A 13,404-nucleotide genomic window follows, 5' to 3' on the forward strand; every position below is an offset into this window, starting at 1 on the left:
ATGGGGCGGCAATTTGTAGGGACTCGCTCATGGCATATCCTCTCAATGTATTCGATCTAGCGTCTTATACCTCTTTAAGTATGCACAGGGTTGCGTTTCGAGCAATAGGGAATACAAGAGTAGTGGAATAAGCGTCAGGAGACGATGCGGTGCGGCAATGGAATACGCGCAAGCAGATGCGCGAGGAGCGGATCGCGGCGGGTCGGGGTTTTGCCACCGGCAAGCTGGTCGATCCCGAAACGCTCGTCGACTTTCTCGAAGCGGTGCTAAGGCCCGGCGACCGGGTCTGCCTCGAGGGCGACAACCAGAAACAGGCGGACGTGCTGGCCAAGGGGCTGGCCGCAATGGACCCGGCGCGGATCCATGACCTGCACATGGTGCAGTCGGGCGTCGTGCTGCCTGAGCATCTCGACATATTCGACAGCGGAATCGCGAAGCGGCTCGATTTCTCCTATTCCGGCCCGCAATCGGCGCGGATTGCCAAGATGCTGTTCGGCGGCAAGATCGAGCTTGGTGCGATCCACACCTATCTCGAACTGTTCGCGCGCTATTTCGTCGATCTGACGCCGCAGGTCGCGCTGATCGCCGCGGTCAGCGCGGATCGCCACGGCAACCTGTATACCGGCCCCAATACCGAGGACACGCCGACCGTCGTCGAGGCGACGAGTTTCGGCAGCGGCCTCGTGATCGCGCAGGTCGGCGAAATCGTCGATACGCTGCCGCGCGTCGATATTCCCGGCGACCAGGTCCATTTCGTGCTCGACGCGGGCAAGCCCTTCTATGTCGAGCCGCTGTTCACGCGCGATCCCGCCGCGATGACCGAGACGCAGATCCTGACCGCGATGATGGCGATCAAGGGGCTGTACCAGCCCTACGGCGTACGCCGGCTGAACCACGGCATCGGCTTCAACACCGCGGCGATCGAGCTGCTGCTGCCGACCTATGGCGAGAAGCTCGGGCTGAAGGGCAAGATCTGCACGCACTGGGCGCTCAACCCGCACCCGACGCTGATCCCCGCGATCGAGGCGGGGTGGGTCGAGCAGGTCCATTGCTTCGGCTCCGAAGTCGGCATGGAGGATTATCTCGCCGCGCGGCCCGATATCTTCTTCACCGGCCCCGACGGCTCGCTGCGCTCGAACCGCGCGTTCAGCCAGACCGCGGGGCTGTACGCCTGCGACATGTTCATTGGCTCGACGCTGCAGATCGACCTTGCCGGGCACAGCTCGACGATCACCGCGAACCGTATCGCGGGCTTTGGCGGCGCGCCCAACATGGGGTCGGACGCGCGCGGTCGGCGCCATCCGAGCGCACCCTGGTTGCAGGCCGGCGCGGAGGCGGATCCCGATACCGCGGCGCCGCTTCGGCGCGGCCGCAAGCTCGTGGTGCAGATCGGCGAGACGTTTGGCGAGGGCAACGCGCCGCTGTTCGTCGAGAAGCTGGGGGCGCTCGAACTCGCGGAAAAGCTCGATCTCGATCTCGCGCCGATCATGGTCTATGCCGACGACACGACCCACATCGTGACCGAGGAGGGCATCGCCAACCTGCTGCTCTGCCGCAACGCGGACGAGCGCGAACAGGCGATCCGCGGGGTGGCGGGCTTTACCGAGATCGGCCGTGGCCGCGACAAGGCGATGGTCGAGCGGCTGCGTGCACGCAAGATTATCCAGCGGCCCGAGGATCTCGGCATCGACCCCCTCGACGCGAACCGGAACATGCTGGCCGCGCGTTCGATCAAGGACCTCATGCTCGCCTCGGGTGGGCTGTACCGGCCGCCGAGCCGGTTCCGGAACTGGTAGGAGACGACGCATGGAAATTCTCCATTTCGATATCGCCGCGCCGATCGCCGCGGCGGGCACACGGAAAATGGCGCTGGTCGGCGTGGTCGCGTCGGGCAATCTCGAGGTGCTGGTCGAGCGCGGCGACGCGGCCGATCGGTGCGCGATTGAGATCAGCACCGCGGCGCACGGCTTTCGCGATTTGTGGGACGCGGTGGTCGCCGATTTCGTCGGCCGGCGCGCCGCGGGGGGCTTGCGGATCGCGATCAACGACGGCGGCGCGCGGCCCGATACCGTGTCGTTGCGGCTGGCGCAGGCCGTTCGCCTGATCGAGGAGCCCGAGGCATGAGCAACATCCGCCAGAGCTGGTACGAGGCCGGCGCGCGCGAGCGGATCGCCGCTTTGGTCGATCCGCGCAGCTTCGCCGAGTTCGTCGGCCCCGAGTGCCGCGAGACCAGCCCGCATCTCGGCATCTTCGACCTGCCCGCGCAGTTCGACGACGGTATCGTCGTCGGCAGCGGTTCGATCGACGGCACGCCCGTCCTCGTCGCCGCGCAGGAGGGGCGCTTCATGGGCGGTGCGTTCGGCGAGGTCCACGGCGCGAAGCTCACCGGCCTGCTGCGCGCGGCCAAGGCACTGGCACGCGACGTGGTCATCGCGTTCGACACCGGCGGCGTGCGCTTGCAGGAGGCCAACGCCGGCGAGATCGCGATCGCGGAGATCATGCGCGCTATCGTCGAGGCGCGGCTGGACGGCGTTCGCGTCGTCGGGCTGATCGGCGGGCGCGCGGGCTGCTATGGCGGCGGCGGGCTGATCGCCGGCTGTTGCTCGACGCTGATCGTGTCCGAGCAGGGCCGGATCAGCGTGACCGGGCCCGAGGTGATCGAGACCAACAAGGGCGTCGAGGAATTCGACTCGCGCGACCGCGCGCTGGTGTGGCGGACGATGGGCGGCAAGCACCGCACGCTGATCGGCGGCGCGGACGTGTTCGTCGACGACGACGCGGCTGCGTTCCGCGCTGCGGCGACGGCGGCGCTCGCGCGACCGGCGAAGCTCGACGCCGCCGCGCTGGCAGCGGAACAGGCGCGGCTCGAACGCCGGATCGAACGGTTCGGCGATCTGGGCGATGCGACCGACATCTGGCACGCGCTCGGCGTCGACGATCCGAACGTGATCCCCGACATGCCCGCAGACACGTTCGCGACCCTAGCCGCCCAATACCGGGAGAGCGCCGATGACGCCCGCTGAGATCCTCGATACGCTCTTTCCCGCAGGGCATGACGTCGCGACCGAAGGCGATCTTCTGTTCGGCCGCGCAAAGTTCGGCGACGGCATCGTCCATGTCGTCGGCGCGACCGGCCGCGCACCGATCGGGATCGACCAGGCGATCCGGCTGTCCGCCGCGGTGCTGGACATCGCGTCGACCGACGACGCCGCGCCGATCCTGTTCCTCGTCGACAGCGCCAGCCAGCGGATGAGCCGGCGCGACGAACTGCTCGGTCTGAGCGAATATCTCGCGCACCTCGCCAAGTCGTTGCTGCTGGCGGAGGCGCAGGGGCATCGCACGATCGGGCTGCTCTATGGCGGCAGTGCGGCGGGCGCGTTCATCGCGACTGCGCTGGCGTGCGGCACGCTGGTCGCGCTGCCCGGCGCGCATCCGGAAGTCATGGACCTCGCCTCGATGGCGCGCGTGACGAAGCTGCCGCTCGATGTGCTCGAGGCAAAGGCCGCGGCGACGCCGGTCTTTGCGCCGGGGCTCGACAATATCGTCAAGGTCGGCGGCATTGCGGAGACCTGGGACCCGGCCAACGGTCTTGCGGACCAGTTGGCGATGATACTTGATCATCCGCCCGCCAAGGAGGACGAACGCGGCGCGCGTGGTGCCGCGCGATGCGGGCGGCCAGTGTCCGCCCGCATCGCGTCTGCTGTCGTCGCGGCGGCGCAGGGGTAATGCGGTTCGACCGGCACCACATCGTCCGGCTCGACCCGGAACGCTGGCCAGAAGTCCTGGCGGGGCACGCCGAGGCGCGTCGGATGCCGATGGTGGTCGAGTGGGTGAGTGCAGGGCGCCCGCTGATCGTCCGGCGGCCGCTGTTCGAGGATGTGCGCGACCATGTGCCGCTTGGCCTCCCGCTGCCGCCGTCACACGGCAAGCAGCGGCTTTCGTTCATTGTCCCGTCGGACGCCTTGCTGTCGATCGAGCCGCCACCTTTGCTCGCCGATGCGCGTATCGCAGCACCCGATGGCTGGCAGGACGCTATCGACGCGGTCGTTGCGCTCGATCCTGCGACGCGGTGTTTCGGCGGCCTCGCTTGGGCATATCTGACCGGGCTGTCCTACCTGACTGCCACTTCGGACCTCGATCTGCTGTGGCGCGTGCACTGTGCAGGCGATGTCGACCGGCTGTTACCCGCGTTGGCCGCGATCGCCGCTGCGGCGCCGATGCGGATCGACGGCGAAATGGTCGCGCCTGCCGGACTGGCGATCCAGTGGCAGGAATGGCGCGGCGACGCCGCCGACCTGCTGGCCAAGACGGCCGATGGCAATCGGCTGGTACGCCGTGACGCGGTGTTTGCATGACGGCGTTGCGACGTCTCGCGGCGTCAGGCGATGCCGAATTGCTGGCCTCGCTCGCAACCCTAAGTCTCAAGACAGAGGTGGCGACCTATCCGAAGCCCGGCCTTGTCAGTCCCGTCGATACCGGCGCGCATGACGATATGGACGCGCCGTTGATGAACCGGAGCGCGGACGCCCTCGAGCCCTATTTCGCGACCTTGGCGGGTGCGGGCGCAGACGGTGCGGACATGAGCCGCCTTCGCGCGATCGGCATCGAGGCGGAGGCGGCGATGATGGTTGCGACGCGCGGCGTGAATACGCACCGGGGTGCCATCTTCGGGATGGGGTTGCTGTGCGCGGCGGCAGGATTTCGAGCGCGGTATCACGTGGCGGCGTCGCTTGGCGCGATCGTCAGGAACCGGTGGGGTGCCGCGATCGGGCGCGGCCCGACGCAGCCGCACAGCCACGGCAGCGAGGTTGCACGCCGCCATTCGACCGGCGGCGCGCGCGCGGAAGCCGCGGCCGGCTTCCCATCGCTCTATCATCTGGCGATACCCGCGCTCGTCCAGGGACGGAGCCTGGCGCGCCTGCACGCGCAGACCTGGCCGCATGCGGCGCAGGTTCACGCGTTGATGGTGCTCATAGCGGACGTCGCGGACACCAATCTCCTCTATCGCGGCGGCGCCGAGGGGCTGGCGTACGCGCAGGCCGAGGCACGGGCATTTCTCGAGGGCGGGAGCATTGCGACCATAGGGTGGCATGACCGCGCGGTAGCGCTCCACGAGCGCTTCACCGCGCGTCGACTCAGCCCGGGCGGCTGCGCCGATCTTCTCGCGATGGCGATGTTCGTCGAGCGTCTGACGTGACGCTCGCGCTGCTGTGTTCGGGGCAGGGGCGGCAGGATCCGGCGATGTTCGATCTGTTCGCCGATGCGCCCGCCGCGGGGGCGATCCTCGCCGAGGCCAGTCGCTTGCTCGGGGAGGATGTCCGGTCGGTATTGCGCACGAGCGATGATGCGGCGTGGCATGCCAACCGGACGAGCCAGATCCTGTGCGTCGCGCGCGGTCTGGCAGCCGCTGTCTGCCTCGCATCCAGCGCGTCGCTGATCGTGAGTGGGTACAGCGTCGGCGAAATGACGGCCTGGGGCGTCGCGGGGCTCTGGTCGCCCGAACAGACATTGCGGCTGACGGCGCTGCGGGCCGAGATCATGGACGCCGCGGGCGGTCCCGATGACGGACTCGGGTTCGTCCGCGGACTGCCGATCGATGCCGTCACGCGAATAACCGCGCAATTCGGCTGCGCGATCGCGATCGTCAATCCCGGCGAGATGTTCGTCATTGGCGGCATCCGCGACGACGTCGTGCGCTGCTGCGAGGCCGCGCTCGCGTCAGGCGCGACCAGCGCGCGGCCGATTGCGGTTCATGTCGCATCACACACGCGACGCCTGTCGGCGGCGGTCCCGACGTTTCGCGACGCGCTGCTGACCGCGGATATGGCAAGACCGGCCCCGGGACGGACGCTGCTCAGCACGACGGGCCCGACCATCGTGCGGGGACGGCAAGGCATCGAGGGGCTTGCAGCGCAGATCGACACGACGATCGACTGGGCGGCGACGCTCGAAGCGCTGATCGAGCGCGGTGTCGACCGGATGCTCGAACTCGGGCCCGGCACCGCGCTGGCCGACATGGTGCGCGCGACCTATCCGATGGTCGATGTCCGCGCGGTCGACGACTTTCGCACCTGCGCGGGAATCGCTTCCTGGATCGGATGAATCACGGCGTCGCCTATGCCACTACGACGCGGGCTTCATCCATCCATGCATCGTCATCCAGCGGGTGAACGCGTCGAACCATCCCGTGCTGGTCGTGGATTTCGGATACATGCCAAATCCGTGTCCCCCCTGTTCGTACAGGTGGAACTCGACGGGGCGCTTCGCTGCATGCCAGGCATCGATCAACCCAAAGCCGGCGTTGCCGAAAAACGGATCGTCCGCCGCGAGTGCCACAAACATCGGCGGCGCATCGCCGGGCACCGGCATCGCGGAGAGCGGGCCGTAGACGTTACCGATAAACGCGGGTTTCGCATCCTCGCCGACCAGCGTTGTCGCCATCGTCAGCATCGCGCCCGCCGAGAATCCGACCATGCCGACTCGCGCCGGATCGACGTGCCATTCCCCGGCACGCTTGCGGACCAGGCTGAACGCGGCGCGGGCATCCGCGATCTGCGGTTTCAGACTCGCCATCATGGCAGCAGGGTCGGGTCGCGGGGGGCGTGCGCCGGGGGCGAACATCGCGCGCATCGATTGCTCGAAACCGGGCATATCGACGGGTGTCGGGTTGAGCCGGTATTTGAGGACGAACGCGGCAACGCCGCGCGCCGCCAGTGCTTTCGCGACATCCCAGCCTTCGTTCTCCATCGACAGCGTCCGGAACCCCCCGCCGGGTGCCACGATGACGGCGGTACCCGTCGCCTTTGCAGGGTCGGGCAGGAACGGCGTCAGCGTGGCGACGGTGACGTTGCGCGCGAAGACGCTGCCATATTGGCTATGCCAGGCCTCGGGGGCGTTCGTGCCAGCGAGCTTGCCGGTATCCAGGATGATCGCGGTCGGCTGATCGGGGACGGGCAACGGGGTCATCGCGTCGGCTGAGACCGACGTCGCGGACTGCGCCAGCGCCGGTGCTGCAGCAAGCAGGGGGAGGAGCGCGGTCATCGTCAGGCGCCAGGCGATCTTCCGACGGATGCCGTGTACAATTCTCATCGCGCTCTCCCATTTTTGTTATGGGGGCGAACGTATCGATAGCGCTATCATCGGACAATCCCCGAATTCGTACCAGTATTGCTCGCGCGCGGGCCGGCCGCGGCGGGATGATGCGCGTTATCGTTTGCGCACATTCTCGAATTAGCGCGCAGAATCGGGAACGTAAGCAGCGACCGGCCTTTGGTGTCCATGACAGACCAGCGGGAGCTCCACATGACCGATACCAATCGCCGTACATTTGTGACGGGCGCAGCGCTTGTCGCGGGCGCAGCCGCAGCCGGTGCGAACTCCGCGTCCGCACAGGCGGGCGGTGGCGTTCAAGCCGCGACCGCGCCTGCCGCTGCCGCCTACCCGAAACCGCCGTTCGCCGTGCAGCGTCAGCCCTGGCCGGGGCTCGCATCGAAGATGTCGCCGCGGCCCGATCATGGCGAGACGAGCTACAAGGGGTCGGGGCGGCTGAATGGCAAGAAGGCGCTGATCACCGGCGGCGATAGCGGTATCGGCCGCGCGGCGGCGATCGCCTATGCGCGCGAGGGCGCCGACGTCGCGATCAATTATCTGCCTGCCGAGGAGCCCGACGCGCGCGAAGTCGTCGCGTTGATCCGGGCGGCCGGCCGCAAGGCAGTCGCGATCCCCGGCGATCTGCGTGACGAGAAATTCTGTCGCCGGCTGGTGCAACAGGCGGCGGATCAGCTCGGTGGGCTCGATATCCTCGTGAACAACGCAGCGCGGCAGCAGACGAGGCCCGGCATTGCGGACATCACCAGCCAGGACTTCGACGATACGATGAAGACTAACGTCTATGCGCCATTCTGGCTGACCAAGGCGGCGCTCGAGCGCATGACCGCAGGCGCGGTGATCGTGAACACCTCTTCGGAGCAGGCCGGTTCACCGTCGAAGGACATCATCGATTATGCGATGACGCGGGCCGCCGTGCTGAATTTCACCAAGGGCATGGCCAAGCAGCTCGCCGAGCGGGGCATTCGCGTCAATGCTGTCGCTCCGGGGCCGTTCTGGACCCCGTTGCAGGTCAGCGGCGGCGCAACGCCGGAAAAACAGCGCACCTTCGGCGAAACCTCGCCGCTCGGGCGCCCCGGTCAGCCTGCCGAGATTGCCGGGCTGTATGTCGCGGCGGCCGATCCGTCGTTGAGCTATTCGACCGGACAGATCTTCGGGTCGACGGGCGGCAACGAACAACCCGCCTGATCCGATCGTCGACACGTTATTCGGGGCCATCCCGATCAAGGAGACTATGAGCAACGACGATTTCGACGGCGCCCGCGACCCGGCGCGCGCCGGTTCAGGACGATCCGTCCCCAAGGGGCGCTTGTCGCGACTCGGTGTGTTCGGGCGGATGGCAGGCGGCGTCGCGGGCGGTGTCGTCAGCGAGGGCGCGCGCCGGTTGGCGAGCGGGGAGCGGCCCCGCATGGCGGATCTGCTGATGACCCCCGCCAATGCGGTGCGCGTCGCTGACCAGCTCGCGCATCTGCGTGGCGCGGCGATGAAGCTTGGGCAGATGGTGTCGATGGATGCGGGCGACATGCTCCCGCCCGAACTGGCTACGATCCTGGCGCGGCTGCGCGACAATGCGCACCATATGCCGCCGCCGCAGCTCGACCGCGTTCTCACCGCCGAATGGGGGCGCGACTGGCGGCGGCGCTTCGCGCACTTCCAGGCACACCCGATCGCCGCGGCGTCGATCGGTCAGGTTCACCGCGCCAAACTGCCCGATGGGCGCATGCTGGCGATCAAGGTCCAGTATCCGGGGGTCAAGGAGAGCATCGACGCCGATGTCGACAATGTCGCGACCTTGTTGCGCGTCTCGGGCCTGCTGCCCAAGGGCCTCGATATTTCCGCACTGCTCGCCGATGCGAAGCGGCAGCTGCACGACGAGGCGGATTACGAGCGCGAAGGCGCCATGCTCGAACGCTATCGCGGGCTGGTGGGCGACGATCCCACGCTGATCGTACCCCAGTTCGAGCCGGCCCTGTCGACATCGCGCGTTCTCGCGATGGACTATATCGAGTGCGTGCCGATCGAGACGCTTGATACCGAGCCGCAGGATGTCCGCGACAGGACGGTGGCGCGGCTGATTGCGCTGACCTTGCGCGAACTGCTCGATTGGCAGTTGATGCAGACCGATCCCAATTTCGCCAATTATCGCTGGCAGCCCGAGACTGGACGGATCGTGCTGCTCGATTTCGGCGCAGCGCGCGCGGTGCCCGCCGTCGTCGCCGACGGGTATCGGCGCCTCCTGGCCGCCGGGCTGGCCGGTGACCGCGACGCGGTGCGCGACGCGGCTGTCGCGGCCGGGTTCTTGGGCGAGAATGCCGTCACTGCGCATCGGCCGGCAATCGACCGGATGATCGACGTGATCCTTGAGGAGATGAACCGGACCCGCGCGTTCGACTTCGGCGATCGTGGATTTGTCTCCGTGTTGCGCGACGAAGGCACGACCGTCGCGCGCGACCGGGCGAGCTGGCATATTCCGTCCGCGGACATGCTCCTGGTTCAGCGCAAGATCAGCGGTACCGCGCTGCTCGCCGCGCGGCTGAAGGCGCGTGTGGATGTCCGATCGATGGTGTCGGCCTATCTTCCCTGACCTAGTAAGGCGATCACCGGACGCGATAATCCCGCTTTGGCGACCATAGCCTAGGCAGCTAATAGCATCACCAATGGTTCAATGCGTATGAACGGCGATATTCGCGTCGCGCAAAGAGAGTTGGAGATTGGTATGCGTAACAAACGCCCTGACGGGATCGAGGATTACAAGGGCGCCGCCGGCGGTTGGGGAGCCCTGCGTGCGGTCGCGGCGTCGCTGAAGGCACAGCAGATCGTGGTCCGTGGCGGCCAGACGCTGCTGAAATCGAACCAGCCCGACGGGTTCGACTGCCCGAGTTGTGCATGGCCCGACCCGAAGCACACGTCGTCGTTCGAATTCTGTGAAAACGGTGCGAAGGCCGTCGCGTGGGAATCCACGGCGAAACTGATCGGTGCGGACTTCTTTGCCGAGCACAGTGTTTCGGACATCTGGAAACAGAGCGACCACTGGATCGAGTCGCAGGGACGGGTTACCGAACCGTTGCGCTACAATGCGGCGACCGACCATTATGAGGTCGTGACCTGGGATGAGGCGATTGCCGGCATCAGCGCGGGCCTCGCCGCGGTGCCCGATCCGAACCAGGCGGAATTCTACACCTCGGGTCGCTGCTCGAACGAGGCGGCGTTCCTGTACCAGCTGTTCGTGCGGCTGTACGGGACGAACAACTTTCCCGACTGTTCGAACATGTGTCACGAGGCGACGTCGGTCGGTCTTCCGAAGTCGATCGGGATCGGCAAGGGAACTGTCAGCCTCGAGGATTTCGATCACGCCGATCTGATCCTCTCGATCGGTCACAACCCGGGGACGAACCATCCGCGGATGATGGCGACGCTGCGCGAGGTATCGCGCCGCGGCGGCAAGATCATCGTGTTCAATCCGCTGAAGGAGCGCTCGCTCGAGCGGTTCGAGTCGCCACAGTCGGTGGTCGAGATGGCGACCGGCACCTCGACGCAGATCGCGAGCAGCTATCTCCAGGTCAAGGTCGGTGGCGATGCCGCGGCGCTGAAGGGCATCGCCAAGGCGCTTGTCGCGCTCGACGACGCGGCACGGAGTTCGGGGGGCGAGCCGGCGCTCGACCATGCGTTCATTGCCGAACATACTGCCGGGCTCGATGCGTACATCGCCGATCTGGCGGCGGCCGACTGGACCGACATCGAACAGGCGAGCGGTCTGTCACGTGCCGATCTTGAAGACGTCGCGCGGATCTACGCGACCTCGAAGGCGACGATCGCGTGCTACGGCATGGGGATCACGCAGCACCGCACGGGTACGAGCAACGTGCAGCAGCTCGCCAACCTGCTGCTGCTGCGCGGCAATATGGGCCGGCCGGGCGCGGGGATCTGCCCGCTGCGGGGCCATAGCAACGTTCAGGGCGACCGTACGGTCGGCATCACCGAGCGGCCAATGCCGCTGTTGCTGGACCGGATGCGCGACGTGTTCAACTTCGAACCACCCCGCGAGCATGGTCATTCGGTGGTCGAGAGCATCGCCGCGATGCGCGACGGCAAGGCCAAGGCGATCGTCTGCCTCGGCGGCAACCTCGCGATCGCCTCGTCCGATCCGCAGGCCTGCGCGGAAGGCTTTCGCAACCTCGATCTTGCAGCGCACATCACGACCAAGCTGAACCGGACGATGCTGTTGATGGCGAAGGACACGTACATCCTGCCATGCCTCGGGCGCACCGAACTCGACACGCAGGCGAGCGGGCCGCAGTCGGTCACGGTCGAGGATTCGATGTCGATGGTGCACGCGTCGCGCGGCTTCCTGATGCCGCCGGGCGAGAATGTGAAGTCCGAGATCTGGATCGTCGCCGAAATCGCCAAGGCGACGCTGAAGGGCAAGGGCGGGATCGACTGGGACGGCTACGCGGCGAATTACGATCTGATCCGCGACAAGATCGAGGCCGTGTTCCCCGATTTTGCCAACTATAACGAGCGCATTCGCCAGCCGGGCGGGTTCCATCTCCCCAACTCCGCTGCGCTGCGGATCTGGAAGACGGAAAGCGGGAAGGCCAACTTCATCGTCGCCGAAGGGGTCCAGAAGGACGAGACGGCGAACGAGCCGAATGTCCTGCGCCTGACCACGCTCCGTGCGCACGACCAGTACAACACGACGATCTACAGTCTCGACGATCGCTATCGCGGCGTGTTCGGCCGTCGCGACGTGTTGTTCATGAACGAACGCGACATGGCCCGGCTGGGCTATGCCGAGGGCGACGTGGTGGACGTCGCGACTGCGCTGCAATTTGCGGCGCCGGACCGCGTCGTTCAGAAGCTGACGCTGGTCCGCTATGCACTGCCCGATGGGTGTATCGCGTCCTATTATCCCGAGACGCAGCCGCTGATCGCGCTTGAGGATCACGATCCGCAGAGCTTCACGCCGTCCTACAAGTCGGTGCCGGTGGTGGTGCGGCCGGCTCAAGCGGACATGGGCGTCGAGCGCGGCGTCGTGCGGGAAGGCGTGGTGGGGCAGCAGGAACGCGTACCGGCATGAGTGCGGGCTATACGCCGCTGATTGAAACCTATGCCGAAACCGCTGCCGCCAAGATGGCGGCGTTGCGTCGATCGCCGGGCGGGTTCTTCGTCGGGGCGATGCTGGCGGGAACGTATATCGGTATCGCGATGATCCTTGCACTGAGCGCCGCCGCGGGGCTCGATGCAGGGATCAGACCGCTCGTGATGGGTGCGACGTTCGGCGTCGGGCTCGTGCTGACGGTGTTCGCCGGCGCCGAATTGTTCACGGGCTATGTCATGTATCTCGGGTTCGGGCTTGCGCGCCGGACGATCACCGCAGGCGAGGCGATCACACTCGTGGTCGTGGTGTGGATCGGCAATCTCGTCGGCGGCATCGTGCTCGCGGCGATCTTCGCCGCCTGCGGTGACGGGCCCGTGTTCGATCATGCCGACACGATGTTCAGCGCGTTCGTCGCGCACAAGGTCGACGCCGACGCGGGCGCGCTGTTTGCGCGTGCCGTGCTCTGCAACTGGCTCGTGTGTCTGGCGATCTGGACGTCGGCGCGGATGAAGGGGGATGCCGCGAAGTGCATCGGCATGGCCTGGATCCTGCTGGCGTTCGTCGCGCCCGGTTTCGAGCATTCGGTCGCGAACATGACCGCACTGACGCTGGGGCTGATGATGCCCGACCCGTCGATCGCCCTTGGCGGGGCATTGCGCAACCTGGCCATCGTCAGCGTTGGCAACATCGTCGGTGCGCTGGTGTCTGTCGTTGCGGCGTATATGGCGATCGCACGAACCGAAGAGGCGCCGTCGACGGACCGCGGCTGAGACGAGGAGGGGGCGTGGCCAAGAAGCACTATCTGACGGCCACGCTTCCCAACGGCTATGTGAAGACGATCGGCCCCACGGCCACGCCATTCACGCACTATTGGCGGATCGTCGCCGTGCTGGCGAACGGCCGAACCGAGGTCTTCTGGGGCCATACCAAGACGCACGCCGAGGCAAAGCGAAAGCGGACCGCGGCGGCCGATGCGGCGAGCCAGCGAGGGTGGGTGTCGCACCAGTTTGAAATCGTCGAGGTCGTGCGGACGTAAGGGGCGGAGCGAACCGCTGTCCTTTGCTGCTACGCCTGAGTGACGCCAGGCCCAAGCTGCCTCACCGGAACGACGCGCTTCGATGGCCGTCAAACGCAGAACGACCGCCCTACGCTGAATAGCGAGGGCGGTCGAACGTCGCCGGTCGGGCACCAGCCGCGCT

13 protein-coding genes are annotated in these 13,404 nt (G+C 66.8%); 12 read left to right on the forward strand and 1 reads right to left on the reverse strand.

The genetic code is table 11. The annotated features are described in order from the left end of the window. Window positions 1-149: 149 nt before the first annotated feature. The 7 genes from mdcA to AC0CH3_RS12775 are packed head-to-tail and all read left to right on the forward strand — an operon-like array spanning window position 150 to window position 6,102. Entirely contained in the window at window positions 150-1,796 is a 1,647-nt protein-coding gene (gene mdcA / locus AC0CH3_RS12745) for a malonate decarboxylase subunit alpha (protein WP_354299640.1), read from the forward strand. Between the two features lie 10 nt (window positions 1,797-1,806). Further along, a complete protein-coding gene (gene mdcC / locus AC0CH3_RS12750) occupies window positions 1,807-2,124 on the forward strand; it encodes a malonate decarboxylase acyl carrier protein (protein ID WP_354299642.1) in 318 nt (105 codons plus the stop codon). Beyond that, window positions 2,121-3,023 carry a biotin-independent malonate decarboxylase subunit beta gene (locus AC0CH3_RS12755; protein WP_354299643.1) on the forward strand — a complete coding sequence of 301 codons (903 nt, stop codon included), beginning with the start codon at window positions 2,121-2,123 and terminating at the stop codon, window positions 3,021-3,023. The genes mdcC and AC0CH3_RS12755 overlap by 4 nt, the downstream gene beginning before the upstream one ends. After that, window positions 3,010-3,726 (forward strand): biotin-independent malonate decarboxylase subunit gamma, encoded by a 717-nt coding sequence (locus AC0CH3_RS12760; protein WP_333993188.1) that lies wholly within the window; start codon window positions 3,010-3,012, stop codon window positions 3,724-3,726. Before AC0CH3_RS12755 ends, AC0CH3_RS12760 begins: the two co-directional genes overlap by 14 nt. Further along, window positions 3,726-4,355 carry a malonate decarboxylase holo-[acyl-carrier-protein] synthase gene (gene mdcG, locus AC0CH3_RS12765; protein ID WP_354299644.1) on the forward strand — a complete coding sequence of 210 codons (630 nt, stop codon included), beginning with the start codon at window positions 3,726-3,728 and terminating at the stop codon, window positions 4,353-4,355. The genes AC0CH3_RS12760 and mdcG overlap by 1 nt, the downstream gene beginning before the upstream one ends. After that, entirely contained in the window at window positions 4,352-5,197 is an 846-nt protein-coding gene (mdcB, locus tag AC0CH3_RS12770; RefSeq protein WP_333993192.1) for a triphosphoribosyl-dephospho-CoA synthase MdcB, read from the forward strand. Before mdcG ends, mdcB begins: the two co-directional genes overlap by 4 nt. Next, a complete protein-coding gene (locus tag AC0CH3_RS12775) occupies window positions 5,194-6,102 on the forward strand; it encodes an ACP S-malonyltransferase (protein WP_333993193.1) in 909 nt (302 codons plus the stop codon). The genes mdcB and AC0CH3_RS12775 overlap by 4 nt, the downstream gene beginning before the upstream one ends. Before the next feature lie 21 nt (window positions 6,103-6,123). On the opposite strand, the gene AC0CH3_RS12780 is transcribed toward AC0CH3_RS12775, so the two are convergent. Next, window positions 6,124-7,041: an alpha/beta hydrolase gene (locus AC0CH3_RS12780; RefSeq protein ID WP_465237985.1), complete on the reverse strand. Its 918-nt coding sequence runs from the start codon at window positions 7,039-7,041 to the stop codon at window positions 6,124-6,126. Window positions 7,042-7,302: 261 nt separating this feature from the next. On the opposite strand from AC0CH3_RS12780, the gene AC0CH3_RS12785 reads away from it, so the two are divergent. The 5 genes from AC0CH3_RS12785 (at window position 7,303) to AC0CH3_RS12805 (ending at window position 13,241) form a co-directional block, all read left to right on the forward strand. After that, the gene (locus AC0CH3_RS12785; protein WP_082446080.1) at window positions 7,303-8,295 is read left to right on the forward strand and encodes an SDR family oxidoreductase; all 993 of its coding nucleotides are present in this window, start codon (window positions 7,303-7,305) and stop codon (window positions 8,293-8,295) included. 46 nt (window positions 8,296-8,341) lie between these two features. Further along, window positions 8,342-9,691 (forward strand): ABC1 kinase family protein, encoded by a 1,350-nt coding sequence (locus tag AC0CH3_RS12790; RefSeq protein ID WP_354299646.1) that lies wholly within the window; start codon window positions 8,342-8,344, stop codon window positions 9,689-9,691. 132 nt (window positions 9,692-9,823) lie between these two features. Next, window positions 9,824-12,184 carry an FdhF/YdeP family oxidoreductase gene (locus AC0CH3_RS12795; protein ID WP_465237968.1) on the forward strand — a complete coding sequence of 787 codons (2,361 nt, stop codon included), beginning with the start codon at window positions 9,824-9,826 and terminating at the stop codon, window positions 12,182-12,184. Further along, a complete protein-coding gene (locus AC0CH3_RS12800) occupies window positions 12,181-12,975 on the forward strand; it encodes a formate/nitrite transporter family protein (RefSeq protein ID WP_465237969.1) in 795 nt (264 codons plus the stop codon). The genes AC0CH3_RS12795 and AC0CH3_RS12800 overlap by 4 nt, the downstream gene beginning before the upstream one ends. Window positions 12,976-12,989: 14 nt before the next feature. After that, window positions 12,990-13,241, forward strand: a complete 252-nt coding sequence (locus tag AC0CH3_RS12805) for a hypothetical protein (protein ID WP_465237971.1) — start codon at window positions 12,990-12,992, stop codon at window positions 13,239-13,241. Window positions 13,242-13,404: the final 163 nt, after the last annotated feature.

The organism is Sphingomonas sp. AC449 (assembly GCF_979253475.1).